Genomic DNA, 23,483 nt, shown 5'->3' on the forward strand with positions numbered 1-23,483 from the left:
ATGCGCGCGAAGGCTTTTTTGCGGTTCCGAAAGTGGTGGAATAATCGATGACTAAGTTGAACGTCCTGACCATTGCGCAAGCGCGAGAGAAACTCCGTGCGGGTGAAATAACATCGGTTGAATTGACCGAGGCGTGTCTGAAAGCGGCAGACGACGCAAAAACGCTGAATGCCGTGGTGCATGCGACACCCGAGATTGCCCTTGAGCAGGCGAAAGCCGCAGATGTGCGCCTTGCGGCGGGAGATGCCCCTGATTTGTGCGGTATTCCTTTGGGGATCAAAGACTTGTTTTGCACCAAGGGCGTAGCAAGTCAGGCCGCCAGCGGCATCCTGGAGGGCTTCAAGCCCGAATATGAATCCACTGTGACAAGCCAGCTTTTCGATGCAGGTGCCGTGATGATCGGCAAGCTGAACATGGATGAATTTGCTATGGGCTCGTCAAACGAAACAAGTGTCTACGGCAACGTCATCAACCCCTGGCGGCGCGACAACGACGAAACGGCGCTGACCCCCGGCGGGTCTTCGGGCGGCTCAGCCTCAGCTGTTGCGGCTGACTTATGCCTTGCTGCAACCGGGACCGACACCGGCGGATCGATCCGTCAGCCCGCCGCTTTTGTTGGAATAACAGGGCTGAAGCCGACCTATGGCCGCGTGTCGCGTTGGGGGATTGTGGCGTTTGCGTCCTCGCTTGATCAGGCCGGTCCGATGACGAAATCAGTACGCGACTGCGCGATCATGTTGGGCGCAATGGCCGGACATGATCCGAAGGACTCGACCAGCGCAGACCGCGCTGTGCCGGATTTTGAGGCGATGCTCACGGGTGACATAAAGGGCCAGACCATTGGTATTCCAAAAGAGTATCGTATGGATGGCATGCCAGAAGAGATCGAAGCCCTTTGGGCTGAAGGGCGCGCGATGCTGGAAGATGCAGGCGCGACTATCGTTGATATTTCTCTGCCGCATACAAAGTACGCGTTGCCTGCGTATTATGTGGTGGCACCAGCTGAGGCTTCGTCGAACCTCGCGCGGTATGACGGCGTGCGCTATGGCCATCGCGCAAAACTGTCGCACGGGGATGGCATCACCGAGATGTACGAGAAAACCCGCGCTGAGGGCTTTGGCGACGAGGTGAAGCGTCGTATAATGATTGGCACCTATGTTTTGTCAGCAGGATTTTACGATGCGTACTACAACCGTGCGCGCCGTGTTCGGGCTTTGATCAAGAAGGACTTCGAAGACGCATTTGAGGCCGGGGTCGATGCGATCCTGACGCCTGCGACGCCGTCGGCGGCATTCGAGTTGGGCCAGGAGTTTGATGACCCGGTTCAGATGTATCTGAATGACGTCTTCACGGTCACTGTAAACCTTGCGGGTCTTCCCGGTATTGCCGTGCCTGCGGGGCTCGACAAGCAGGGCCTTCCTTTGGGGCTGCAGCTGATTGGCAAGCCATGGGAAGAGGGCGCTTTGATGAATGTGGCACAGGCAATCGAGGACCGTGCGGGCTTTGTTTCCAAGCCGTCTAAATGGTGGTAGGTTCCTATAAAACGTCCAATCAAATTGGCAGAGCAGCACATGATGAACCGTTTCCTGACACTTAGTACAGTGGCCTTTTTGGCCGCATGTAGTGCGCAAGTCCCTGATAGTAATCCAAACCTCGGCGTGGGCTTCAATGGCTACGACGAGTTTTCGACAGAGCGTGCTCGGCGCGACGCTGAGCTTCAGGCGATGCGGCCACGCGCGGTGCCTGATGGGCAAGCCATAGCGTCTGAGACGCTGACTGCCCTTGAATCGGTCCGCACGATTGGCGGGCAATCGCCCGTTGGCGGTGTCGGTGGCTCAACGGCTCAAGGTGCGCTTGGCACACCTCTTCCGGCTGCGAGGGTACCGGCCCCAGTCGAAACCGCGACGCTTGGCATGGCACCTGTAACGGACAATCCTGATATCTCTGACGAGCAGAATTTTGACGCCGTTGCGTCCCGCGAATCCATCGAAAGCGACGCCGAGCGGATCGAACGCAATCGGGAGACCTATCAAGTTGTTGCGCCCACGGCCTTGCCTGAGCGCTCCAGCACCGGGCGGCCGAACGTCGTTGCGTTCGCATTGGCAACGTCCCACCCGCTTGGCACGCAGGTCTACCGTCGGACCGGTGGCGCAAATATCAATCGCTTCAACCGGGAATGCGCGCGCTATCCGTCCGCTGACCGTGCGCAGGAAGCTTTCCTTGAGGCGGGCGGCCCGCAGAGGGACCGCCGAGGCATGGACCCTGATGGAGACGGATACGCATGCTTCTGGAACCCAGCACCATTTCGGACCGCACGCGGAGGCTAAGCCTATGGACATCGAAGATCGCTCCTCACCGAACTATAATGCGCGGCGGGGCGGTCTTGCGCCGTCTTTGGTGGTGCTCCACTACACCGCGATGGGAAGCGCTGACGCAGCGCTTGAGAAGCTTTGTGATGAAACGTCGGAAGTCTCGGCTCACTATCTGATTTCGAAAGACGGGGCCGTTTTCCGCCTTGTTGAGGAGGCTCATCGCGCCTGGCATGCCGGCGAGGGGCGCTGGGCGGGGCGCGAGGATGTGAACTCGCGGTCCATCGGGATTGAGTTGGACAATGACGGGACATGTGCTTTTGACGCGCCGCTGATGGAGGCGCTGGAAGTGCTTCTTGCCGACATATTGCTGCGCCATTCTCTTCCGGCGAAAGCGGTCCTTGCACATTCGGATTTCGCCCCTGAGCGCAAGGCGGATCCGGGACGGAATTTTGATTGGCACCATCTTGCAAAAAAAGGACTTTCCGTTTGGCCGGAGGCGGCATTGAAGGGGGATTTCATGCGCAATGCAGCCTCCTTCGGCTATCCGATTGAACTTGGGGAAAAGCTTGTTCTGGAGGCGTTTCGGCAACGGTTTCGACCCATGGCAAGTGGGCCACTGGATCCTGCGGACCGGGCCATGATGTCGGGCTTGGCCCGTCAATTTCCTGCCGATGTGACGGAGCGGTTTGGGCGCCGCACACCCTCGCGACCCATTGGTTTGGAAAGCTGATCCTTGACGCACGCGCGGCGCGGGCCTAGGACGACAGCCGCGCGGAGAGCCGGATGGCCGCTTGGTGTGATCTTCGGATCGCGCCGGGAGGAAAGTCCGGACTCCATGAGACAACGGTGCCGGGTAACGCCCGGCCGGGGTAACCCGAGGGACAGCGCCACAGAGAACAGACAGCCCCGGTCCGCCGGGGTTATGGTGAAACGGTGGAGTAAGAGCCCACCGCGGACCTGGTAACAGGGACGGCACGGCAAGCCCCACCGGGAGCAATGCCAAATAGGGGTCTCGCGCGGGGATCGGTCCTGAAAGGGATACCGCCACGCAGGGTCGTTTCAGCCCGAGAGGCCCGGGTTGGCAGCTAGATCCCCGTCGGTAACGGCGGGGCCAGAGGAATGGTCATCGAACCGTGGCAACGCGGGGAACAAAATCCGGCTTACAGGCTCTCCGCGCAAATTAACGCCTCTTCGCAGGTGATCTGATGACGGGCACTCCGCTAGAGACCGCACGGTATTGGTGGGAATCGGCTTGACAGGGGCGGGGTGATCGCTAGAACGCGGACTTCAAGGATTTACGGGCTGCTGCCGTCTCGTTAGGTGTGGCCAATCAGGAGACAACCCATGGCGAAGCCGACCACGATCAAAATTCGTCTGAACTCGACCGCGGATACCGGCCACTTTTATGTGACCTCGAAAAACGCCCGCACGATGACCGAGAAGATGGTCGTGCGAAAGTATGACCCGGTCGTGCGCAAACATGTCGAATACAAAGAAGGCAAAATTAAATAGTTTTGCTTAATAATTCGGAAACGGGCCGCGCCACTTGCGCGGCCTTTTCTATTTTGGAGCCGCTTTACGGATTTTGCAGGCCTTGGCAAAGACCGTGTCTATGGGGCATGATTGATCAATGCGACGAAGCATTCTGACAGTGCGAACCGCGTTGGCGGCGGACTTTAGTGGTGTCGATGCTTTGCTGGCACGGTCTTATCCGGCGATCCTTAAAGCAGACTATCTGCCATCGCTTTTGGTGACTGCCATCCCCTTGATTTCAAAGGCGCAGCCGCGGTTGGTAATGTCGGGCACCTATTTCGTTGTTGAAGACAAAGACGGGGCGATTGTCGGCGCGGGAGGCTGGACGCGTGCAGCGCCGCCGGGTGCGGGAGGTGAGCGGTTCGATGTCGCTCATATCCGGCATGTGGTGAGTGATCACCGACGTTTGCGTGAAGGGATCGGACGGCGATTGATGGGGCATATTTTCAGAACTGCTGGGGCGGCGGGCATTGAACAATTTGAATGTTTCTCAACACTTACGGCGGTGCCGTTTTACGCCGATTGCGGGTTTTCGGTCATTGGGCCGATGACAGTCGGATTGAGAGCGGGTATCGACTTTCCAGCTGTGCATATGCGACGGTTTCATAAGCCGGATTGAAGGAGGGAATTGATCAAATGAAGAAATCATTTTTGTTTCTGGGACTTGCTGCACTTGTTGCGGGCTGTGCGCAGCCACAGGGTGTGGGGCTTGGACCGTTGGGAGGCGATACTTCTGACCTTCCGCAAAACACGCGGACCGAGTTTGAGATGGCGGGATTGACGCCATTGCCGCTTTATAGCTTCTCTTTTGCTGACGCGGCGACCCCGGCTGATGCTTTGAACGCTGGCGGAAACAGCTTGCGGCAAGCCGAGCAAAATCTTGAAATCGTTCAGGAAAGCCGGACGTATTTCATGCGACAGATTGCTTTGAACACCAACAACTACGTTGTGTCCGAGGGCGATGCGCCTGTGGCGTCTTTGGTCAGCGTGATCCGGGCGCGTACCGGGTGCTTGGTTAATCCGCAGCCGTTGCGGTCAGAAGATGCGGCTGTGTATACGCTTGATTGTTCGTAAGTTAACAGGGTCTTACGCAAAGTTCTGCAGGTGCGCGGCCTGCGCACTGCTTTGGCATGGTTAGCGCGAGAAAATGAGCGGTCTTGGCCTGAAACGCGACGTCGGTATCGCGTCGGTGCGCCTTGTAGCGCTTGGTGGATAGGGCCGCATGACGTGGTGCTCGGGGTTAACCAAGGGTAACGGATTGCGAAGCCTCCGATCGGAGTATGGGGCCTTAAAAATGAGGCGGTATTGACCCGAAGTTGGGGAGTGGCGCAAATTTATTGCGGCTAGGCCTGAGACTAGTATCATTGTCATCGGCACCAGCGTGCCGCTCGATTTTGCCCCACTTCAACACGTATTTTCCGGAAGTTTGATGACCAAACCCACTGTTATTATTGATCCCGACTGGCGGCGGATGGACGAGTTGTTTTCGCCCGCCGCTAAGGCTGCTTTGTTTGATATCTATAACGTGGTTTGGGGCCGCGACGGACCAGTTCCGGACGGTGTGCTGTATGACGCATTGCCGGATGCGGAAGTTCTGATTTCCGCCACGCCTTTGATCGATGCCGAAGTTTTGGGCCGGGCGACGCGGCTTAAAGCGATCATCGAAGTGTCGGGGGCTTTTCCCGATACGATTGACTACGCAGCCTGCGCGGCGCGCGGGATCGAGGTTTTGAGCTGTGCGCCGGGGTTTCGTCAATCGGTGGCTGAAATGGGCCTGGCGATGGCATTGGCCGGGGCACGGGGATTAATAACTGAGCACGAGGCGTTTCGCTCAGGCGGGGAGAACTGGCTAAGTGACAACGAGGCGACGGATTTTACACTGTTCGGAGCGAAGGTCGGATTTGTCGGGTTCGGGCAGATTGCACAGGAGTTGATGCGGCTTATGGCTCCGTTTGCGCCCAGGGTGGTGGCCTATGATCCCTGGTTGGCACCGGAGGTGGCGCAGGCCCATGGGATCACGCTGGTCTCGCTTGAGGACGTCCTGACGCAGTCGCGCTGTCTGTTTGTGGCGGCTGTGCCGACGGCTGAGAACCACCATCTTCTGGACGCGGCCAAGCTTGCCTTGATGCCGCGCAATGCTTTGGTGATATTGATTAGCCGGGCTCATTTGGTAGATTTCGATGCCCTTGCGTCCGAGGTCGCAAGCGGACGGCTTCGCGCGGCAGTTGATGTGTTCCCGTCTGAGCCGTTGGAGGCGGACGATCCCGTGCGAAAGCTTGGCAATATTATCTTGTCTCCACATCGCGCGGCGGCTGTCGCGGGGGGGCGTCAACTAATCGGCGATATGATCCTGGACGATCTGGTTGCATTATTTGGCGGCAACGCCTCACGTCGACTTGGCCGCGCGGAGGCCAGCAAGATAGGGGCGCTGGCAGGTGTGGGCGATGCGAGCAAAGTCGCGGAAATGGCGAAGACCCGGTAGGCGGGTTTTGGACCGTTAAGGCAGAAGTGTTGCGCGCATGGTGGTGTTTTGGCTGTGCACATGGGACGAAGGTTCTATGTGTTGTTTCATGCGCAACTTTTTCTGCTCAGTCTTGGTTTGGGTCATCGCTTTGTCGGCGGGGAATGCCGCGCCGTTGAGCTACACGCTGGACAAGGGCGCGAGCCGCGTCGGGTTTGAAGTGTCGTTCGGTCCGGATCAGATCACTGGCGAGTTGCCGGTACAGTCAGCAGAGATCACGCTTGATTTTCAGCAAGTGGCAAACAGCAGCGTTGCCGTTGTCCTTGATGTCGGCAATGCAAAAGCCAACTTTCCCTTTGCAACCCAAGCGTTGCGCGGGCCCAAGGTTCTTGACACAACGCGGTTTCCGACGATTTCATTTGTTTCGACAGAGATCAAAGTCCTTCCCGACGCGCCGTCGAAAGCGCGCATGAGCGGCGAGATTACCATTCGCGATACTACGCGGCCCATCACGCTGGATGCCGAGTTGTTTCGTCCGGCTGATCGCGCGCTTGGCGAGCGCGAGCGATTGATTGTGCAGCTGTCCGGCGCCGTAAGTCGCGCGGCCTTCGGCGCAACCGGGTGGAGCGATCTTGTGGGCGATACCGTGGCGCTTGATCTGATGTTGCAGATCGATCTGGCGGAGTAGGGCATGGCTGCCAGGAATTCTGAACGGTCTTTTGGGTGGGTCACGCGGGCGCTGCATTGGGCTACGGCCCTTGGCGTGCTTGGGATGCTCCCTTTGGGGGTCTACGTGGCGCGGATGGAGGTCGGGTATTCGAACCTCTGGCTGTTCGGGTTGCACAAATCGATCGGGGTTACGATCTTTGCGCTTCTTGCCGTGCGAATTGTCTGGCATGTGGTTTCACCGCCGCCGCCAAGCCTTCCCTCTGATGTTGCGTGGAAGGACCAGGCTGCCAAGTGGGTCCATCGGGCGTTCTATGTCCTTCTTGCCGTGGTGCCGCTTAGCGGATGGGTGGGCAGCGGGGCGACCGGACTTGATGTGCTTGTGTTCAACCGGATAACTTTGCCGCCGCTCGCGCCCGTGTCCGAGGCTTGGGAAACAACGGCTTTCGGCGTGCATTGGGTCGTAACGAAGCTTTTGGCGGCCTGTGCCATCGTGCATATTGCGGGGGCGCTCACGCGGCGAGACGGGACGCTGGCACGTATGGTCAAAGGCTAGAGCGCAGGAAAAAGGGCGCACGCGGCGCCCTTTTAGATGTCATCTGGCTGCTTCTTAATCAGGTGCGTGAATCGGGCGCCCAGTTGCCGCCCAAGAGGTCTTTAACCTTTTCGGCTGTGGCTTGTGCAGTTATGCCGAAGTGCTCGTAAAGCTCTGGCGCAGGGGCGGATGCGCCGAACCCGTGCATCCCGATGAACCCTGACTTTTCGCGCTTGCCGCGCTCGCCGAACAACCAACGGTCCCAACCAAAGCGCAGGCCAGCTTCGATGGCGACGCGAACCGGGCCAGCGGGAAGAACCTTGCGGCGGTAGGCTTCGTCTTGCTCCTCGAACAACTCCCAGCAAGGCATAGAGACGACACGGGTACCGATGCCTTGGGCCTGAAGCAGGTCGCGGGCCTTGAGGGCGATCTCGATCTCGGAGCCGGTCGCGATCAGAAGCGCTTGGCGCTTGCCCTCGGCTTCGCGCAGGACGTAGGCGCCCTGTGCGGTGAGGTTGCGCATCTTGTGCTCGGTCCGCACAGTTGGCAGGCCCTGACGTGTCAGCACGAGGGTGCTTGGTGTTTTGTGTGATGTCAGCGCAAGTTCCCAGGCTTCTGCGGTTTCGACCGTATCGGCGGGCCGGAAAACGTTCATGTTGGGCGAGGCGCGCAGCATCGCGATGTGTTCCACAGGCTGGTGCGTGGGCCCGTCTTCGCCAAGGCCGATGCTGTCGTGTGTCATGACATAGGTGACGGGCACGCCCATGAGGGAGCTAAGGCGCATTGCGCCGCGTGCGTAGTCCGTGAAGCACAAGAACGTTCCGCCGTAAGGACGGATGCCGCCATGAAGTGCCAGGCCGTTCATGGCGGCCGCCATACCATGTTCGCGAATGCCGTAGTGGACGTAGCGGCCTTTGCGGTTGGCTTGGTCAAAAATGCCAAGGTCTGGCGTGAGTGTATTGTTGGAGCCGGTGAGGTCTGCCGAGCCGCCGATGTTCTCGGGCATAATCGGGTTCACGGCCTCCAGCACCATTTCCGACGATCTGCGAGTGGCGACTTTGGGGTTGGTTTCAGAGATTTGCTTTTTCAGCGCGCGAATGGTCGAGGTGAGCTTCTTTGGAGGTGCGCCTGTCCAGACGCGGTGCAATTCGGTTTGGCGGTTTGGCGATAGTTCGGCGTAGCGGTCGTTCCATGCCGCTCGGTCTGCGGAGCCACGCGCGCCGATCGTGCGCCATTCCGATAGGATGTCGACCGGTATTTCGAAAGGCGCATACGGCCAGCCGTAGGTTGCACGTGTCGCTTCGATGCCGTCTGGGCCAAGAGGCGAGCCGTGGGCTTTGGCGGTGTCCTGTTTAGGAGAACCGAAGCCGATGTGGGTTTTGCAGGCGATCATCGACGGCTTCTTAGATGATTTGGCTTGGCTCAAAGCGCGGTCGATGTCTTCGGGGTCATGACCATCACATTCAACGACCTGCCAGCCAGCCGCCTGGAAGCGTTTTGTCTGGTCGGTGATGTCGGACAGCCCAACTTTGCCGTCGATTGAGATATTGTTGTCGTCCCAAAGTACGATGAGTTTGCCGAGTTTTTGCATGCCCGCGAGGCCGATGGCTTCGTGGCTGATGCCTTCCATGAGGCAGCCGTCACCGGCGATTGCGTAGGTGTAATGGTCGCAGACCTTTTTGCCGTAGCGCGCGCGCAGGCTTTCTTCGGCCATCGCGAAGCCGACGGCATTGGCGAGGCCCTGGCCAAGCGGGCCGGTGGTCGTTTCGATACCTTTTGCGTGGCCGTATTCGGGGTGACCTGCTGTGATCGAGCCAAGTTGGCGGAAGTTCTTGATCTGCTCAATCGTCATATCCTCGTAGCCCGTGAGGTGCAGGAGGGCGTAAAGCAGCATCGAGCCGTGACCCGCAGACAGGATGAACCGGTCGCGATCCGGCCAATCCGGGGCGGCTGCGTCAAATTTCAGGTGTTTCTCAAAAAGAACCGTGGCAACGTCGGCCATGCCCATCGGCATGCCGGGGTGCCCGGAATTTGCGGCCTGTACGGCGTCCATCGCGAGGGCGCGGATTGCGCTCGCGCGGGCGAAATGGTCTGGGTGAAGCTCTTTTAAGGTTGCGATATCCACGGTGCCTGTCCCCTTGTCGGTCGTGACGCTGAAATGCTCAGGTTTCGAGCGGTTGATAGCAGGCAGGCGGGCGAGTTCAAGCGCGTGGGGGGACGTTTGCGCCGAAAGGGGGTGAAAACCCCGCGCTTCCTTCGTATGACTTGGGGAATGGATGGGGTTTGGTGCGATTCGCTCGCGCCAATATTGCCCCCGCAGTTATGAGGGAGCGGACAGTCATATGAGCGACATTTCCGAACTGGAGCGCCGGATCACGGCGGCATTGGACCGGGCCGCGCAAGCGATGGACCGACTTGGGGTCGTGGGAGCGTCAGAGGATGGCGTTGATGCGGCGGCATTGGCGGACGAGCTGGAGGCCGAGCGGGTCGCCAATGCGCAGCTTGAAGAGCGGGTGCGGGCGATCAAGGAAAAACAGGAGACGATGGTGGCAGGGCTAGAGGCTCAGGTTGCGCGTCTGAAGGGACAGGTCGAAAGCCGGGACGGGGACTTGTCGCGAATGAGGGCCGTGAGCGAAAAATTACGCCAATCCAATCAGACCCTGCGTGAGGCAAATGCAAGCGCTGTTGCAGATCCTGAATTGGTGAATGCGTCGTTGCAGACCGAGGTCGAGGCGCTGCGCGCGGCGCGGTCGGCGGATCGCGCGGAAATCGACGACATTCTTGCAACGCTTGACCCTGTTTTGAAGGAGGCCTGAGATGCCGGAAGTAACGATCAATATCGGTAGCCGTCCGTTTCAAGTGGCCTGTCAGGAAGGCGAAGAGCATTTCCTGCAATCTGCGGCGGCCTTGCTGGATCACGAGGCAAGCACGCTCATGGACCAGATCGGGCGGTTGCCCGAAGCACGGATGCTTTTGATGGCGGGCCTGATGCTTGCGGACAAAGCCGCCGGGACGGATGATCAACTGAAAGCGCTGGAAGACAAGGTTGCTCAGCAGGAAGCGTGGATCGAAGAGTTCCAGAGCAATCCGCAGCCGGAACCGACACGCGTAGAGGTGGCCGTGGTGCCGGATGAAGTGACGCAGACGCTGGCGGAACTTGCGGCGCGTGCCGAGGCCCTGGCCGATGCGGCAGAAGAGAAAGCGGCAGCGGCATAGATTTTCTATTTAGGCATTTTTAAAAGGCTGGAGGGCCGGCGATCAGGCGATATTCCAGCCGCGTGCCGCGTCGCCGTACATCTCAAAGCCCTGTTCCGTGATCGCGATAGTGTCTTCCAGTTTGATGAGGCCGCGGTCGGGGTGCCCCATCGTTGTTTCCACCGACACGACCATACCCGCTTCGAGGGGGACCTCGGCATCGACGCCATCGTAAATGCGGTTGGACATGATGAAGGGCGCCTCATGGCTGACAAGGCCCATTCCGTGGATGACAAGGTCCGTGTGCTTCGCATTGGGTCCCGACTTTAAGACGCTGTTGCCGTGATCCAAGGCGGTTTGTCCGGTCGCGCCTGCTTTGAGGAAAGCGAACGTTGCCTGTTGGGTGGCGTCGACTTCGGCCAGAAGGTCTTCGAGTTCCGCGTCTGGTGGCCCCATGACGGCCATGCGGCAAAGGTCTCCTATATAGCCGTCAATATTGCCGCCACTGTCGATGGACATGGCTTCCCCCGGTTGCCATTGCTGATCAGAGGGCGCGCGGTTCCGGTTTTGGCCAAACGTCACGAGGCAATAGTCGAAGTCGAGATCGCGCGCGTGTTCTTCGGCTTTCAGCCGGTGGATGATCTGGTGCTTGGTGACGCCGGGTGTTGCCCAGTCGATGGTTGCGCGCATGGCGTCGATCACGCCGTCGGACGCCGCGCTGAGTTTGGCCAGCTCATCCGGACGCTTGATTGCGCGGAGACGTTCCAAAATGGGGGTTGCGTCGCCGAATATTGCATCTGGCAGGCCGTCAGCGAGGACTTGATCCGCGTCACGGGGCAGGAACGGCGGCTCGATGCCAATGCGGGCCTTGGTGAGGCCCATGTCTGTGAGGTGTTTGACGGCCGCTTCTGCGGCGTCACGCGTTCCCCAGGTGACTGTGTGGGTATGGATCGGCCAGAACGCACCGAGGGCCTTTTCGAAGCCTTCGATGGCGCTTCCGATGTAGGCCGCCTGATCAAGGGTGCCGGCCACGTATATCACCAGCGGCAAATAGCGGGCGTGGCCGAGGGCGTCCATGCTTTGAAAGAAGAATGAGCGGTGCCCGCCGAGGAGATAACGTACGTTGTGGGGCGAGTTTGCGATCAAGACGTCGAGGCCATGCGCCTCCATCAACGCGTCTGCTTTTTCGGTTTGGAACGGGGGCGTTGTCATTGAAGTGGCTCCTGTGTTGCATGTCTGGAGCTTATATCATGCTGGCGCACGGACAAAAAAGGCCGGCACAGTGGCCGGCCTTTTCAGAAACTTTATCGGATCGTAAATGTTACTCGCGATTGCCGAAGAGTTGCAGCAGGAACATGAACATGTTGATGAAGTCGAGATACAAGTTCAAAGCACCGGCATAGGCTGACTTGTCGAGCCATTCCTGATCGCCTGCGTGGGCATGTTCGAGGTAGGAGGTCTTGATTTTCTGTGTGTCGTAGGCGGTGAGGCCCGCGAAGATCAAAACACCAATGGCCGAAATCGCAAACATAATTGCAGGCGAGCCGATGAAGAGGTTGACGACCATCACCACGATAAGGCCGATCACGCCCATAATGAGGAATGTGCCCCATGCGGAGATGTCTTTTTTCGTGGTGTAGCCCCAGAGGCTAAGGCCGGCAAACGCGATCGCCGTCACAAGGAACGTCTGCACAATGGAGAACCCTGTGTAGACGAGGAAAATCGAGCTGATCGACAGGCCCATGAGTGCGGCAAAGGCGAAGAAGGCGGTTTGCACGGCAGCTGCCGATCCGCGCTTCATTACAGCACCAAAGCCGAAGAACACGAATGCCAGAGGGGCAAACATCACCACCCATTTCAGCGGCGACATATAAAGTGTCTCGCCAATAGGCGTCAGGTATTGGCCTTCGCGGATTGCGACCGTCGCACCAGTTGGGTCGGCCGTTACGGACAAGCCAGCGATGGCCCATGCTGCCAGAGCAGTTATGATCATGCCAACGGACATCGAGCCGTAGACCTTATTCATATGGGCGCGAAGGCCCGCGTCTATCTCGGCCGTGCGGACACCTGGCGCGGTTCGGACGGTCTGATATTGTGCCATTATCGGTCTCTCCTCGACGTTTCTATTCACATGACCGGAATGCCCGGACACTTCCTAAGAGAATATCGGCTGGCACGGGACATTTTTCAAGGCCGAAACCCTGAGAAACGAGTCTTTTGGTCAGGTACGCGGATCAACGCGGCCGCTGATTTGGGACGCTCCAACGCAGGCGGGTGAGTTCTGCGGCCACGTCGGTTCGGCTGAGGGACACGTCAAGGCGCCCTGCGGCATCATGATTGGCGAGTGCCACACGGGATCTCTGAGCTGCAATCATTGCATGGAGCCAATACACAAAGCCCTACCGATGGGAGGGGGTTGTGACAAAGCGGGCGGTGGTGGCTGGCGTGAACATGGTGTCATTTTTTCTTAAATGTGATTGGTTGCCTCGCTCGCATCACCAAGCCTGATGTGTTTGCCGCGCCGCATTGAATTCGTAAAATGAATGTTTTTGACGTCGATCATCAAGGAAATTGATATGCTTGGAATCCTCGATCTGACGGCTTTGCGCTCGTGTGTCGCTGTTGCGGATATGGGCGGGGTAACCAAGGCGGCGGGTTTGCTGAACCTGATGCAATCGGCGGTATCGATGCAGTTGAAGCGGCCGGAAGAGGCTTTGGGATTGCATTGCTTGACCGGCCGTCGCGCACGATCGGCGTGACGGCTGAGGGCGAGCAGCTTTTGGGGTATGGGCGTCGGATGATTGCTATGAACGACGAAATTTTCAGTCAAATGATGAATCAAGCTTACGAGGGGGCTGGTTCTGGGGGGCCCACATGACAATATTTATCCCCGCATCCCATGGATCCTGCAGGTTTTTAACGCCGATTGTCCGCGGATAAGAATTCAGGTGTCGTCGTCTTGGACGCTTCGTTTGAAGGACCTTTTTGCGGAAGGGCAGTGCTACATTTTCCATGCCACCGAAGATCACGTCGATCCCAATGGCGAGACTTTGGCATCCGAGCCGCATTGCCAGTTTCGCAAGTCGATGATGGAGGCCCTGGATCGGGCGGGTTTACCATGGGAAATGGCTCTCGATTCGGAAGCGACGCATACGGTTGAGGCCGTGGTGGCGGCAGATTTGGCGGTTTTTGCGCAGATCGAAGGCACGAACGCGCCTCAGCTTGAGGAAATCAGTCACGGGGGGGCGTTGCCAGAAATGGGCGAGAAATTAATCAATATGTATCCTCAGACGTGGCTCAGGGCACGGTGAAATATCATCTCACGCAGCTTGTACGGCGGTCACATGGTGCACCGAAACTTGCGCTTACGGCGTAATGACGATTTTTCCGGTGGCCTTGCGGCTTTTTAGAAGCTCAAGGGCGGCGTTGGCCTGCGCAAGCGGGTAGGTGTGGCCGATGTGGGGGCGGATCGCGCCTTTTGCGTGCCAGTGAAGAAGCGTCTTCAGGCTCTCAGTGAGCGCAGTTGGATTGATCTTGGAGTAGGCAGAGATGTTGAAGCCGATCACGTCGATGTTTTTGACCAGCAGGTGGTTGGGTTTCACGGTGGGGTGATCCCCGCTGGCAAAGCCGATGAGAAGGTGGCGACCTTCGGGCTTAAGACGCCGGGCTGCGGCCGTGCCGGTGGCGCCGCCAACCGCATCGTAGACGACATCGAAGGGGGCATGGGACCTTAAGGCGTCGGAGAAGTCCCCATCGGCGCTGTCGATCATGATGTCAGCGCCAGCGTCGCGCGCAATGGCAAGGCGCTCTGAGCCACGCGCGACCGCAATGACCGTTGCCCCGATGGCTTTGGCGACCTCGACAGCCGCGAGGCCTGCGCCCCCGGCTGCCCCCAGAACAACAAGGCTTTCGCCTTTTGCCAGTCTTGCGCGGCGGATAAGCGAAAGATGCGCGGTAGCGTAAGTTATCTGAAAAGCAGCGGCCGTGGCGTCGTCAATCGTATCGCGAAGCCCAAGCGCGCGGCCGGCTTCAAAAACCGCATAGTCGGCAAGCCCACCGTGTCCGACGATTGCGGCGATCCGGTCGCCTACTTTTTGGCCGGTGACTTTGGTGCCGATTGCGGTGATCGTCCCGGAAATTTCGAGGCCTGGCACCACTGGGAAGGGCGGCGTGTCCTGATAGCGGCCCTCAATCAGCAACAGGTCCGCGAAGTTGAGCGCGGTGGCCGCGACCCGCACCTGTATCTGTGTCTCACTGGGCGAGGGAATCGGTGCCGAGATAATTGCGGGTTCGGCGTTTGGAGCGCTGACGCTTAGAATGCGCATCTTTCAACCGCCGTATTGAGAGGGGAATCTCGCATCAAAATAGTCCTGCGCTACATCCCGCCAACTGTATTTGGTACGCTTTTGATCGGCAAGTTGCTTTAAGAAGCAGGTATAAGACGCTGTTTAATAATAATTTCACGGCTTTTGATCAAATTTGATAGTAGGATCGTGCAGAGCATTTACACCCTGGCCTTCGAACCTGCCTAAAAAGACACCTATCAAAGTTGTATCAATGCAGCGCATGTATATCCATGGTTGCAAAGGGAGTCACACATGAAGCACCCCGTTGATGTGCACGTTGGGAAAAGAATCCGCCACCGTCGTTGGATGGTTGGCATGACCCAGCAACAGTTGGCAGAGCATGTTGGCATTAAGTTCCAGCAGATCCAGAAATATGAGACCGGTATGAACCGTGTGTCTGCGTCCCGGCTTTGGGACATTGCGGAAACGTTGAGCGTTCCGGTCAGCTTCTTCTTCGACGGGCTGAGCACTGAAGCAGACAACGGTGCGGAAGATCGCACAGTGCCCGGCGACATTCTTGCTGACAAAGAAGCGCTCGAACTTGTGCGGTCATACTACGCCATCCCAGAGAACCAGCGCCGTCGCTTGTTTGAGCTTGCGCGCGTGCTTAGCGACGTCGCATAGCGCCACGTCGCTTGACCCGGACTGCGGGTCTGACTACGAAAACCTCAGCGCCCGAAGGCGTGGGAGTTTTCTTTTGCCTGATTTCAATGTGAATGAACTTTGGTCCGTCGTGGATGCGATGGCAGATGCGGCGCGCGTTGAAACGCTGCGCCATTTTCGGCAGGCGGGTTTGCAGACCGAAAGCAAACGCGCGGATTTTGATCCTGTGACAGTGGCCGACCGGGATGCGGAAACCGCAATGCGAGCAATTCTTGCCGAGCGCCGGCCCGATGACGGTGTTTTGGGCGAAGAGTATGGGCAGACTGATGGAACGTCAGGGCTGAGTTGGGTTTTGGATCCGATTGACGGCACGCGCGGCTATATCTCGGGATCACCGACATGGGGTGTTTTGATCGCCGTGTCGGATGCCAAGGGGCCTTTCCTTGGGGTGATTGATCAACCCTACATCGGCGAGCGGTTTTACGGTGGTCCGGGGCGGTCAGAGATGATCGGACCCTTGGGCAAAAGGACACTGGGTGTCCGGGCGACAACGGTCCTGGCCGAGGCCACGCTTTTCTCGACTTTTCCGGAAGTCGGAACACCTGCTGAAGGGGCTGCGTTTCGCCGGGTTGCCGAACAGGTACGGCTGACGCGCTACGGCTGTGATTGCTATGCCTATGCTTTGTTGGCCGCCGGTCAGGTCGATCTGGTTATCGAGGCTGGCCTTCAGGCCTATGATATCCAGGCGCCGATTGCGGTGATCGAGGCGGCAGGCGGGATTGTGACGGACTGGACTGGCGGGCCAGTTCACGAGGGCGGGCAGGTGGTTGCGGCGGCAACGCCCGAGTTGCACCGCGCGGCACTGAGGCTTCTGGCCGAGTGAGGGTTATGGACCTGCGCGTCGCTGATTGCTAAATTGGCGTAAGGGATGAGTCCTTTTCCGCTCTCTTCTGTCGTCCCTATCGACCCACCTGGTCCGAAGAGAGCGACAGGACCAGGAGCGACTGTGACCCAAGTACTTTTGAGAAATGCAGACACGATCGTCACCATGGCGGGCGATGATCTGAAGAATTGCGACATCCTTTTCGACGCAGGCGTGATCCGCGCCGTCGGGCCTGCGCTTGATGCGCCTGACGCACGCGTGGTTGAGGCGCGTGGATGCGTTGTGACGCCCGGCCTCGTGAATACCCATCACCATCTCTATCAGACGCTGACGAAGGCTGTGCCCGCCGGGCAGGACGCGCTTTTGTTTGGCTGGCTCCAGACTCTATACCCCATTTGGGCGCGGTTTGGTCCGGAAGAAATGCGCGTTTCAACACTGTTGGGTCTTTCTGAGCTTGCGCTTTCAGGCTGTACGACCAGTTCGGATCATCTGTACCTCTATCCGAATGGCGCGCGTCTCGATGACACGATCTGGGCTGCGGGCGAGGTCGGGATGCGGTTCCATCCGACGCGCGGATCAATGTCAATTGGGGAAAGTGCGGGCGGATTGCCACCGGACGATCTGGTCGAGAGTGAGACGGCGATCCTTAAAGACTGCCTTCGGGTGATTGATGCCTTCCACGATCCCGCGCCGGGGTCGATGGTAAGGGTGGGCGTGGCACCCTGCTCGCCGTTTTCGGTCAGTCGCGAACTGATGCGCGACGCTGCTGTTTTGGCGCGCGACAAGGGTGTGCGACTTCATACGCATTTGGCGGAGAACGAGGAAGACATCGCTTATTCGCTGGAAAAATTCGGGTGCCGTCCGGGACAATATGCCGAAGATTTGGGTTGGACGGGTGATGATGTCTGGCATGCGCATTGCGTAAAGTTAGATGCGCAAGAGATTGATCTTTTTGCAAGAAGCCGAACTGGCGTTGCGCATTGTCCTTGCTCGAATTGTCGTTTGGGGTCGGGCATTGCTCCGGTACGCGCGATGCGAGATGCAGGCGTGCGGGTCGGGCTGGGCGTCGACGGGTCTGCATCGAACGATATGGGAAATCTGATCGGCGAGGCGCGTCAGGCCATGTTGATGCAAAGGGTGCAGGGCGGTGCGGATAAAATGGCGGCACGCGAGGCCTTGGAGATTGCGACCGTCGGCGGCGCGGCGGTTTTGGGGCGCGACGATATCGGGCGGCTTGCACCGGGGATGAGGGCGGATATTGCGGTGTGGGACGTCAGCGGCATTGAAAGCGCCGGAAGCTGGGATGCCGCGGCGATATTGCTGGCGGGGCCAATGCGGGTGCGGGATTTGTTTGTCGAGGGTCGGCGTGTTGTCGATGCCGGACGAGTGGCGACGATTGACTTGGATGCGACGGTTGCTGAGGGGCAGACATTGGTGACCCGCCTGATGGGCTAGTGGGGCGCGAAGGCCGCGAGCGCGACGACGATAAGCATAGACGCTGCCATGCCAATATTGATTGCGCGTTGCATTTTTTCTGGCAGATCAAGGCGTCTCAAGGTGATGCCGACCCAAAGCCATAGGAAATGAATTGCCGTCCATATCGTATTCAATATCAATAGCTTAAGGGCTACCTCTAATCCCGGTGTTTCGGGCATGAAGGCAAAGGCAGAAAACAAGGCGGTGTTCACCGCATAGGCCTTTGGATTCACGGCCTGAAGCAGCATCCCACCCTTGATCCCGGGTGGCGTTGTGCGCTCTATGAAGGCGAGCTTTGAGCCCGCGAAGGCGATGCGGAAGGCGAGGTAAACCAGATAGCCGACCGAAATGACGTAAAATACAGTTCGCACGCCTGGCTCTGCCAACATGACCGCAGCCAAGCCAGTGATCACGCCAAGGCAAACAAGGTTCGTGCCAAAAAAGAGACCAAGGAGGTAGCGACTTCCGTGCCGAAACCCGAAGGCCGCTCCGACACCTGCCAAAGACAAGACGCCCGGACCGGGAGTGATGATCAAAAAGAAGACGGCAAGGGCAAATGTGAGCATTGGGCTGAGAATGACGCCTGCGCGCGGAATGGCAAGGTTTTGTGCGCCTCAAGCGCGGAGTTTTAGGTATTTTTTAAAGGGGTGAAAATGCGTGAGACCGTGCCTTATCGCATAACGGATCACTAACTCTCAATGCGTCTCAAATTGTTGCGGTACAATCTGAGGAGCCGATGACCGCAAAGGATGAAGCCCCGCTCTTTGGCTCACCGGTCCGAGGTGGGCTAGATCGCCCTGTATTTCATCCTTTCAAACATACCTCCGCCGGAGGCAAAGAAGTCATTTCGTCATCGACTGGCCCATGATGCGAACGTCACGGATCGCTCGATCGTCCCCCATCATGATGGTTGGGAAGACGGCTTCCCAAAGCGTATCAGCCCGTGCCGCCCGTTGGGCGATAGCCGGCGTTGAAGCAAGATCGAGGACCACGAGGTCCGCTTCATAACCGGGACTAAGGTGGCCGATTTTTGTATCAAGGCGTAGCGCTCGGGCGGAGCCGGTTGTTGCAAGCCACAGCAGTTCTGCGGGGTGAAGCGCGCGGCCTCGAAGCTGAGCAACCTCATAGGCTGCAGCCATTGTTCGCAGCATAGAGAACGACGAGCCGCCACCGGTATCAGTGGCCAACCCGATGGTTTGTCCCTCGGCCATCAACCCGTCCATGTCGAATAGTCCCGAGCCGATGAATGTGTTCGATGTCGGGCAGTGGACAAGGCTTGCGCCACTTTCTTTGAGCCTTGCGCGCTCGCGGTCAGTCAGATGAATGGCATGACCAAAAAGAGCGCCGGGGCCGATAAGGCCTGCGGCCTCGTAGGTATCAAGATAGTCCCGGGCTTCGGGGAAGAGGTCACGAACCCATGCGATTTCTTCGGTTTGTTCGGACAAATGCGTTTGCATCAGGCAGTCTGGATGCTCGGCCCAAAGGGCCCCGAGGGCGGCGAGTTGTTCGCGCGTTGAGGTTGGCGAAAAGCGCGGCGTGATCGCGTAGATCAGGCGGTCCTGGCCGTGCCATTTTCCCACCAGGGCCTTGCTGTCATCATAGGCCGATTGAGCGGTGTCAGTGAGATCTGCGGGCGCATTGCGATCCATGCAAGTCTTGCCAGCGATGGCGCGCAATCCGCGGGATTTGGCCTCGGCAAAGTAGGCGTCAACACTTGCAGGGTGGATGGTCGTGAAGCTTGTGGTGGTGGTTGTGCCGTTGGCGAGCGTCAGATCGAAGTAGGTTTTGGCGATGGCGTTTGCATAGACGGGGTCGCCGAACTTCATCTCTTCGGGGAAGGTATATCTGTTGAGCCAGTCGATCAGTCGCTTGCCCCAACTCGCGATCATCGCGGTTTGCGGGTAATGGGCGTGCGCGTCGATGAAGCCTGGAAGGATCAGTGAATTGCCGTAGTCGGTGATTTGAGCTTCCGGATGGGCGCGCCGCAGGTCGTCGGCCGTGCCGGTGGCTGTGATCATACCGTTCTCAATCAGAATGCCGCCGCGGGCGTCGTGGCGGGCCGTTTCGATGCCGTCGTGAAAAGGATCTCCTGTGAAGGCAAGGGTCTGGCCGATCAGGAGCGTTTTCTGGGTCATCTGGCTCTCGGGGTTTGTTGTCCAATGTAAATTCGGTCTCGGCTCTGTTGTCTATCACGGAGTTCGCATAAGTTCAGTTTAAGGTGCGAGAAAAGGTATTTCTTATGACCGATCAGACAGAAACGATTGACCGAGCGGAAGACGATACAGAGGACGACTATGCCCTTCGAAATCGGGTCGTTTCGGCTGCCAAAAGTGCGGCTGAAGACGGTGATCGCGAACGGTTGCTGGAGGTGTTCGAGCCGCTTCACCCTGCCGACATCGCCGACCTTCTGGAGCAGGTAGACACCGAAGACCGGACAAAGATTCTCCAGCTCGCAGGCGACTATATCGACGGGGAAATCCTGTCTGAAATCGCTGAAGATATCCGTGACGAAGTGGTTGAAACGCTGGAGCCAACGGTTCTTGCCGACGCGGTGCGCGAGCTGGAATCTGACGATGTCGTCGACATTATGGAAGACCTTGGGGACGCGCAGCAGGAAGCTGTGCTTGAGGCGCTGGATGTGGTCGACCGGATCGCGGTCGAGCAGGCGCTGGCATACCCGGAGTTCTCTGCTGGTCGCCTGATGCAGCGCGAAGTTGTGGTTGCCCCCGAGCATTGGTCTGTTGGGGACGCGATTGATCACATGCGCGCACAGTCGGATCTTCCCGAGCAGTTCTATCACATTGTATTGGTTGATCCGCGGCATCGGCCGACGTCTTATGTGACGCTTGGCCGGCTAATGTCGTCGCGGCGCGAAGTGCCTTTGAAGACGATCACCGAGGAGAGTTTTCGCACCTTTGATGCCGTCGAGGACGAAGGCGATGTGGCCTATGCGTTCAACCAGTATCACCTGATTACAGCGCCTGTTGTCGATGAGGACGGGCGGTTGGTTGGCGTGATCCTAATTGATGACGCGATGGCGGTTTTGGATGAAGAGCATGAGGAAGACGTTTTGCGTCTTGGTGGCGTCGGTGACGAAAGCCTGTCGAATTCGACGTTTGAGATCGTAAAACGGCGTTTCCCCTGGTTGGGGATCAACCTTGCCACCGCGATTTTGGCGTCGATCGTGATTTCGATATTTGAGGATGTGTTGCAGGCCGTGGTCGCCTTGGCGGTATTGATGCCTATTGTCGCTTCGATGGGCGGCAATGCGGGCACGCAGTCTATGACGGTCGCGGTCCGGGCCTTGGCGACGCGCGACCTTACAGAATCGAATGCGTTGCGGGTTGTCCGCCGTGAGGCGATGGCGGGACTTTTGAATGGTTTGATTTTTGCGGTGGTGATGGGGATCGTCGGGGTGATCTGGTTTGGGTCTCCGGCAATCGGATTTGTAATTTCGGTCGCCATGGTGGTGAATTTGATGGTCGCAGGATTGTCAGGAGTTCTGGTGCCTTTGGCGCTGGATAAGTTCGGGGTTGACCCGGCGTTGGCGGCAGGGACGTTTGTGACTACGGTCACGGATGTTGTTGGGTTCTTTGCGTTTCTTGGGTTGGCCTCGATGGTGTTGCTATGACCGACAAGGCGTCTCTGCGCAAACTGGCCGCAGAGCGACGGGCGCAGGTGCATGGGGTGGTCGATGTGGCACCAGCATTGAAGCATTTGGCCGATGTGTTGGGCGAAACCGCGGGGCGTGTTTCTTTCTTTTGGCCGATCCGCACAGAGATTGACCCTAGGCCGTTGCTTGAGGCGCTTTCAGCGCATCGTGAGGTTTGTTTGCCCGTGACAACCGGCTATGCGCCATTGGTTTTTCGTCCTTGGGTGCCGGGGACAGCGATGATTGCCGATAGCTTTGGTGTCGAAGTGCCTGTGGACGAGACCGAGGTCATCCCGCAGGTGTTGGTGGTCCCTTTGTTGGCGTTTGACGAGCGGGGGCATCGTTTGGGCTATGGCGCAGGGCACTATGACCGGACGTTGGGCAAGCTTCGGCCCTTGGGGCCGGTTGTGGCGGTGGGGTTTGCCTATGAGGCACAGCTTGCTGAAACACTGCCAATCGATGCGACGGATCAGCCGTTGAATGCGATTGTGACCGAGGCCGGAATAAGACGCTTTTTACAGTCGTGATGACGGTACTTGCTTTGTTTTTAGGCCGGGGGTAGGGCCAAGGAATGCGTATTCTTTATCTTGGTGATATTGTGGGGCGGTCCGGACGGACAGCGATCCGCGAGCGGCTTCTGCCTTTACGGAACAGACTTAGGGCTGATTTCGTCGTGGTGAACGGCGAAAACGCTACAGCAGGTGCCGGGCTTTCGGGCGATCATGCAAAGGCGATGCTGGACAGCGGCGTGGATGTGCTGACGCTTGGGGATCATGCCTTCGATCAAAAGGACATGCTGACCTTTATCGAACGGGAGCGGCGAATTATTCGCCCTGTGAATTTTGCTAAGCAAGCCCCTGGGGTCGGCTCGCGGGTGTTTGATGCGCCGGGCGGACGAAAGGTGTTGGTAGCGCAGGTGCTGGGGCAAGTCTTTATGAAACGCGCCTTTGACGACCCTTTTTCCGCCGTCGACAATATTTTGCGCACCCATCCTTTGGGTGGGATGGTGCAGGCAATTGTTCTGGACGTTCATTGCGAAGCGACCAGCGAAAAGATGGCTATGGGGCACTTTTGCGACGGCCGTGCAAGCATGGTTGTGGGGTCGCACACGCATGTGCCAACGGCTGATGCGCAAATCCTGCCGAGCGGAACTGCGTTCCAGGCGGATGCCGGAATGTGCGGCGACTACAATTCGGTCATCGGCATGGACAAGGCCGAGCCTATGCGCCGCTTTGTCACCGGCATGGGCAAGGGGCGGTTTGAGCCTGCAAACGGTGAGGCCACCTTGTCGGGGCTTTTCGTGGTGACGGATGACCGCACCGGCAAGGCAACGACCGTGCAGATGATCCGCGATGGCGGGCGCTTGCAGGCGTCCGGGCCGGAGTGAAGGACCGCCTTTTTCTGATTTTCTGTCTGGCCGTTATGGGGGCGGGCTGGGGCGCGACCCAGCCTTTGGCCAAGATCGCGGTCAGCGAAAGCTATCGCCATATCGGACTGGTTTTCTGGCAATTGGCAATCGGTGCGATTGTCATGGGCGTGATCCAAACGATGCGCGGCAGGCGGCTGACTATTTCGCGGCCGGCGCTACAAATATACGTCCTGATTGCGATGATCGGAACGATTCTACCTAATTCTGCGTCTTATGAGGCCGCGCGGCATTTGCCTGCCGGCGTGGTGTCGATCTTGCTGTCGCTGGTGCCTTTGTTCGCATTTCCATTCGCGATTCTTATGGGCAACGAGCGCTTTCAATGGGTGCGCTTTGGTGGCCTGGCCCTTGGGTTATGTGGCGTGCTGTTAATTGTTGGCCCAGAGACGAGCCTT

26 protein-coding genes and 1 other RNA gene are annotated in these 23,483 nt (G+C 58.3%); 21 read left to right on the plus strand and 6 right to left on the minus strand.

The genetic code is table 11. From position 1 onward, the window contains the following. The first annotated feature begins 47 nt into the window (after positions 1-47). The 10 genes from gatA to Q1B15_RS19210 all read left to right on the plus strand — a co-directional run bounded on the left by gatA (position 48) and on the right by Q1B15_RS19210 (position 7,528). Positions 48-1,532 carry an Asp-tRNA(Asn)/Glu-tRNA(Gln) amidotransferase subunit GatA gene (gatA, locus tag Q1B15_RS19165; RefSeq protein WP_299756827.1) on the plus strand — a complete coding sequence of 495 codons (1,485 nt, stop codon included), beginning with the start codon at positions 48-50 and terminating at the stop codon, positions 1,530-1,532. A gap of 39 nt (positions 1,533-1,571) precedes the next feature. Continuing rightward, positions 1,572-2,327: a hypothetical protein gene (locus Q1B15_RS19170; RefSeq protein WP_299756829.1), complete on the plus strand. Its 756-nt coding sequence runs from the start codon at positions 1,572-1,574 to the stop codon at positions 2,325-2,327. Positions 2,328-2,331: 4 nt separating this feature from the next. Next, positions 2,332-3,042, plus strand: a complete 711-nt coding sequence (locus Q1B15_RS19175) for an N-acetylmuramoyl-L-alanine amidase (RefSeq protein ID WP_299756831.1) — start codon at positions 2,332-2,334, stop codon at positions 3,040-3,042. 41 nt (positions 3,043-3,083) lie between these two features. Then, positions 3,084-3,491, plus strand: an RNA gene (rnpB, locus tag Q1B15_RS19180) — RNase P RNA component class A. Positions 3,492-3,656: 165 nt separating this feature from the next. After that, a complete protein-coding gene (rpmG, locus tag Q1B15_RS19185) occupies positions 3,657-3,824 on the plus strand; it encodes a 50S ribosomal protein L33 (protein WP_299756834.1) in 168 nt (55 codons plus the stop codon). Positions 3,825-3,942: 118 nt separating this feature from the next. Continuing rightward, positions 3,943-4,464, plus strand: coding sequence for a GNAT family N-acetyltransferase (locus Q1B15_RS19190; RefSeq protein WP_299756836.1), 522 nt, complete (start codon positions 3,943-3,945; stop codon positions 4,462-4,464). A 17-nt stretch (positions 4,465-4,481) separates the two neighbouring features. Next, positions 4,482-4,919 carry a lipoprotein gene (locus Q1B15_RS19195; protein WP_299756839.1) on the plus strand — a complete coding sequence of 146 codons (438 nt, stop codon included), beginning with the start codon at positions 4,482-4,484 and terminating at the stop codon, positions 4,917-4,919. A gap of 355 nt (positions 4,920-5,274) precedes the next feature. Beyond that, positions 5,275-6,327 (plus strand): NAD(P)-dependent oxidoreductase, encoded by a 1,053-nt coding sequence (locus tag Q1B15_RS19200; protein ID WP_299756842.1) that lies wholly within the window; start codon positions 5,275-5,277, stop codon positions 6,325-6,327. An 88-nt stretch (positions 6,328-6,415) separates the two neighbouring features. Beyond that, a complete protein-coding gene (locus Q1B15_RS19205) occupies positions 6,416-6,994 on the plus strand; it encodes a YceI family protein (RefSeq protein WP_299756845.1) in 579 nt (192 codons plus the stop codon). 3 nt (positions 6,995-6,997) lie between these two features. Then, positions 6,998-7,528, plus strand: coding sequence for a cytochrome b/b6 domain-containing protein (locus Q1B15_RS19210; protein ID WP_299756848.1), 531 nt, complete (start codon positions 6,998-7,000; stop codon positions 7,526-7,528). Between the two features lie 58 nt (positions 7,529-7,586). On the opposite strand, the gene tkt is transcribed toward Q1B15_RS19210, so the two are convergent. Beyond that, positions 7,587-9,632, minus strand: coding sequence for a transketolase (tkt, locus tag Q1B15_RS19215; RefSeq protein WP_299756851.1), 2,046 nt, complete (start codon positions 9,630-9,632; stop codon positions 7,587-7,589). 217 nt (positions 9,633-9,849) lie between these two features. On the opposite strand from tkt, the gene Q1B15_RS19220 reads away from it, so the two are divergent. Next, on the plus strand, positions 9,850-10,323 hold the full coding sequence (locus Q1B15_RS19220) for a hypothetical protein (protein ID WP_299756854.1): 474 nt from the start codon (positions 9,850-9,852) through the stop codon (positions 10,321-10,323). A gap of 1 nt (position 10,324) precedes the next feature. Next, positions 10,325-10,723, plus strand: a complete 399-nt coding sequence (locus Q1B15_RS19225; protein WP_299756857.1) for a cell division protein ZapA — start codon at positions 10,325-10,327, stop codon at positions 10,721-10,723. Between the two features lie 42 nt (positions 10,724-10,765). Here Q1B15_RS19225 and Q1B15_RS19230 read toward each other — a convergent pair whose 3' ends face one another. After that, complete coding sequence (locus Q1B15_RS19230; RefSeq protein WP_299756860.1) at positions 10,766-11,914, minus strand: Xaa-Pro peptidase family protein; 1,149 nt, start codon at positions 11,912-11,914, stop codon at positions 10,766-10,768. Between the two features lie 109 nt (positions 11,915-12,023). Continuing rightward, positions 12,024-12,803: a Bax inhibitor-1/YccA family protein gene (locus Q1B15_RS19235; protein ID WP_299756863.1), complete on the minus strand. Its 780-nt coding sequence runs from the start codon at positions 12,801-12,803 to the stop codon at positions 12,024-12,026. A 475-nt stretch (positions 12,804-13,278) separates the two neighbouring features. Here Q1B15_RS19235 and Q1B15_RS19240 point away from each other — a divergent pair, with 475 nt between their 5' ends. Both Q1B15_RS19240 and Q1B15_RS19245 read left to right on the plus strand, forming a co-directional pair. Next, complete coding sequence (locus Q1B15_RS19240) at positions 13,279-13,461, plus strand: LysR family transcriptional regulator (protein ID WP_299756866.1); 183 nt, start codon at positions 13,279-13,281, stop codon at positions 13,459-13,461. Positions 13,462-13,674: 213 nt separating this feature from the next. Then, a complete protein-coding gene (locus tag Q1B15_RS19245; RefSeq protein ID WP_299756869.1) occupies positions 13,675-14,013 on the plus strand; it encodes a hypothetical protein in 339 nt (112 codons plus the stop codon). A gap of 54 nt (positions 14,014-14,067) precedes the next feature. Here Q1B15_RS19245 and Q1B15_RS19250 read toward each other — a convergent pair whose 3' ends face one another. Continuing rightward, positions 14,068-15,027, minus strand: a complete 960-nt coding sequence (locus Q1B15_RS19250; RefSeq protein WP_299756872.1) for an NADPH:quinone oxidoreductase family protein — start codon at positions 15,025-15,027, stop codon at positions 14,068-14,070. Between the two features lie 273 nt (positions 15,028-15,300). Here Q1B15_RS19250 and Q1B15_RS19255 point away from each other — a divergent pair, with 273 nt between their 5' ends. From Q1B15_RS19255 to Q1B15_RS19265, 3 genes are all read left to right on the plus strand, one after another. Continuing rightward, complete coding sequence (locus Q1B15_RS19255) at positions 15,301-15,672, plus strand: helix-turn-helix transcriptional regulator (RefSeq protein WP_299756875.1); 372 nt, start codon at positions 15,301-15,303, stop codon at positions 15,670-15,672. Between the two features lie 118 nt (positions 15,673-15,790). Beyond that, complete coding sequence (hisN, locus tag Q1B15_RS19260) at positions 15,791-16,534, plus strand: histidinol-phosphatase (RefSeq protein WP_299756895.1); 744 nt, start codon at positions 15,791-15,793, stop codon at positions 16,532-16,534. A 123-nt stretch (positions 16,535-16,657) separates the two neighbouring features. Then, the gene (locus Q1B15_RS19265; RefSeq protein ID WP_299756877.1) at positions 16,658-17,989 is read left to right on the plus strand and encodes an 8-oxoguanine deaminase; all 1,332 of its coding nucleotides are present in this window, start codon (positions 16,658-16,660) and stop codon (positions 17,987-17,989) included. Here the strand turns inward: Q1B15_RS19265 and Q1B15_RS19270 are convergent. Both Q1B15_RS19270 and guaD read right to left on the minus strand, forming a co-directional pair. After that, positions 17,986-18,576, minus strand: coding sequence for a LysE family translocator (locus Q1B15_RS19270; protein ID WP_299756880.1), 591 nt, complete (start codon positions 18,574-18,576; stop codon positions 17,986-17,988). The two genes, Q1B15_RS19265 and Q1B15_RS19270, sit on opposite strands and share 4 nt — an antisense overlap. 276 nt (positions 18,577-18,852) lie before the next feature. Beyond that, positions 18,853-20,145, minus strand: coding sequence for a guanine deaminase (gene guaD, locus Q1B15_RS19275; RefSeq protein WP_299756882.1), 1,293 nt, complete (start codon positions 20,143-20,145; stop codon positions 18,853-18,855). 104 nt (positions 20,146-20,249) lie between these two features. Here guaD and mgtE point away from each other — a divergent pair, with 104 nt between their 5' ends. The 4 genes from mgtE to Q1B15_RS19295 form a co-directional block, all read left to right on the plus strand. After that, a complete protein-coding gene (gene mgtE / locus Q1B15_RS19280) occupies positions 20,250-21,641 on the plus strand; it encodes a magnesium transporter (RefSeq protein WP_299756884.1) in 1,392 nt (463 codons plus the stop codon). Continuing rightward, the gene (locus tag Q1B15_RS19285) at positions 21,638-22,189 is read left to right on the plus strand and encodes a 5-formyltetrahydrofolate cyclo-ligase (RefSeq protein ID WP_299756887.1); all 552 of its coding nucleotides are present in this window, start codon (positions 21,638-21,640) and stop codon (positions 22,187-22,189) included. Before mgtE ends, Q1B15_RS19285 begins: the two co-directional genes overlap by 4 nt. Before the next feature lie 44 nt (positions 22,190-22,233). Continuing rightward, positions 22,234-23,049 (plus strand): TIGR00282 family metallophosphoesterase, encoded by an 816-nt coding sequence (locus Q1B15_RS19290; protein ID WP_299756890.1) that lies wholly within the window; start codon positions 22,234-22,236, stop codon positions 23,047-23,049. Then, positions 23,046-23,483, plus strand: a 438-nt coding sequence (locus tag Q1B15_RS19295; protein WP_299756893.1) for a DMT family transporter, incomplete at its 3' end; no start/stop codon positions are given. The genes Q1B15_RS19290 and Q1B15_RS19295, both read left to right, overlap by 4 nt.

The sequence above is a fragment of the uncultured Boseongicola sp. genome (assembly GCF_937988555.1).
GTDB lineage: Bacteria > Pseudomonadota > Alphaproteobacteria > Rhodobacterales > Rhodobacteraceae > Boseongicola.

Bases quoted from the DNA above. Each gene is read 5' to 3' on its own strand.
- gatA (WP_299756827.1), top strand. From the start codon at position 48: ATGACTAAGTTGAACGTCCTGACCATTGCGCAAGCGCGAGAGAAACTC.
- Q1B15_RS19170 (WP_299756829.1), top strand. From the start codon at position 1,572: ATGATGAACCGTTTCCTGACACTTAGTACAGTGGCCTTTTTGGCCGCA.
- Q1B15_RS19175 (WP_299756831.1), top strand. From the start codon at position 2,332: ATGGACATCGAAGATCGCTCCTCACCGAACTATAATGCGCGGCGGGGC.
- rpmG (WP_299756834.1), top strand. From the start codon at position 3,657: ATGGCGAAGCCGACCACGATCAAAATTCGTCTGAACTCGACCGCGGAT.
- Q1B15_RS19190 (WP_299756836.1), top strand. From the start codon at position 3,943: ATGCGACGAAGCATTCTGACAGTGCGAACCGCGTTGGCGGCGGACTTT.
- Q1B15_RS19195 (WP_299756839.1), top strand. From the start codon at position 4,482: ATGAAGAAATCATTTTTGTTTCTGGGACTTGCTGCACTTGTTGCGGGC.
- Q1B15_RS19200 (WP_299756842.1), top strand. From the start codon at position 5,275: ATGACCAAACCCACTGTTATTATTGATCCCGACTGGCGGCGGATGGAC.
- Q1B15_RS19205 (WP_299756845.1), top strand. From the start codon at position 6,416: ATGCGCAACTTTTTCTGCTCAGTCTTGGTTTGGGTCATCGCTTTGTCG.
- Q1B15_RS19210 (WP_299756848.1), top strand. From the start codon at position 6,998: ATGGCTGCCAGGAATTCTGAACGGTCTTTTGGGTGGGTCACGCGGGCG.
- Q1B15_RS19220 (WP_299756854.1), top strand. From the start codon at position 9,850: ATGAGCGACATTTCCGAACTGGAGCGCCGGATCACGGCGGCATTGGAC.
- Q1B15_RS19225 (WP_299756857.1), top strand. From the start codon at position 10,325: ATGCCGGAAGTAACGATCAATATCGGTAGCCGTCCGTTTCAAGTGGCC.
- Q1B15_RS19230 (WP_299756860.1), bottom strand. From the start codon at position 11,914: ATGACAACGCCCCCGTTCCAAACCGAAAAAGCAGACGCGTTGATGGAG.
- Q1B15_RS19235 (WP_299756863.1), bottom strand. From the start codon at position 12,803: ATGGCACAATATCAGACCGTCCGAACCGCGCCAGGTGTCCGCACGGCC.
- Q1B15_RS19240 (WP_299756866.1), top strand. From the start codon at position 13,279: ATGCTTGGAATCCTCGATCTGACGGCTTTGCGCTCGTGTGTCGCTGTT.
- Q1B15_RS19250 (WP_299756872.1), bottom strand. From the start codon at position 15,027: ATGCGCATTCTAAGCGTCAGCGCTCCAAACGCCGAACCCGCAATTATC.
- Q1B15_RS19255 (WP_299756875.1), top strand. From the start codon at position 15,301: ATGAAGCACCCCGTTGATGTGCACGTTGGGAAAAGAATCCGCCACCGT.
- hisN (WP_299756895.1), top strand. From the start codon at position 15,791: ATGGCAGATGCGGCGCGCGTTGAAACGCTGCGCCATTTTCGGCAGGCG.
- Q1B15_RS19270 (WP_299756880.1), bottom strand. From the start codon at position 18,576: ATGCTCACATTTGCCCTTGCCGTCTTCTTTTTGATCATCACTCCCGGT.
- guaD (WP_299756882.1), bottom strand. From the start codon at position 20,145: ATGACCCAGAAAACGCTCCTGATCGGCCAGACCCTTGCCTTCACAGGA.
- mgtE (WP_299756884.1), top strand. From the start codon at position 20,250: ATGACCGATCAGACAGAAACGATTGACCGAGCGGAAGACGATACAGAG.
- Q1B15_RS19285 (WP_299756887.1), top strand. From the start codon at position 21,638: ATGACCGACAAGGCGTCTCTGCGCAAACTGGCCGCAGAGCGACGGGCG.
- Q1B15_RS19290 (WP_299756890.1), top strand. From the start codon at position 22,234: ATGCGTATTCTTTATCTTGGTGATATTGTGGGGCGGTCCGGACGGACA.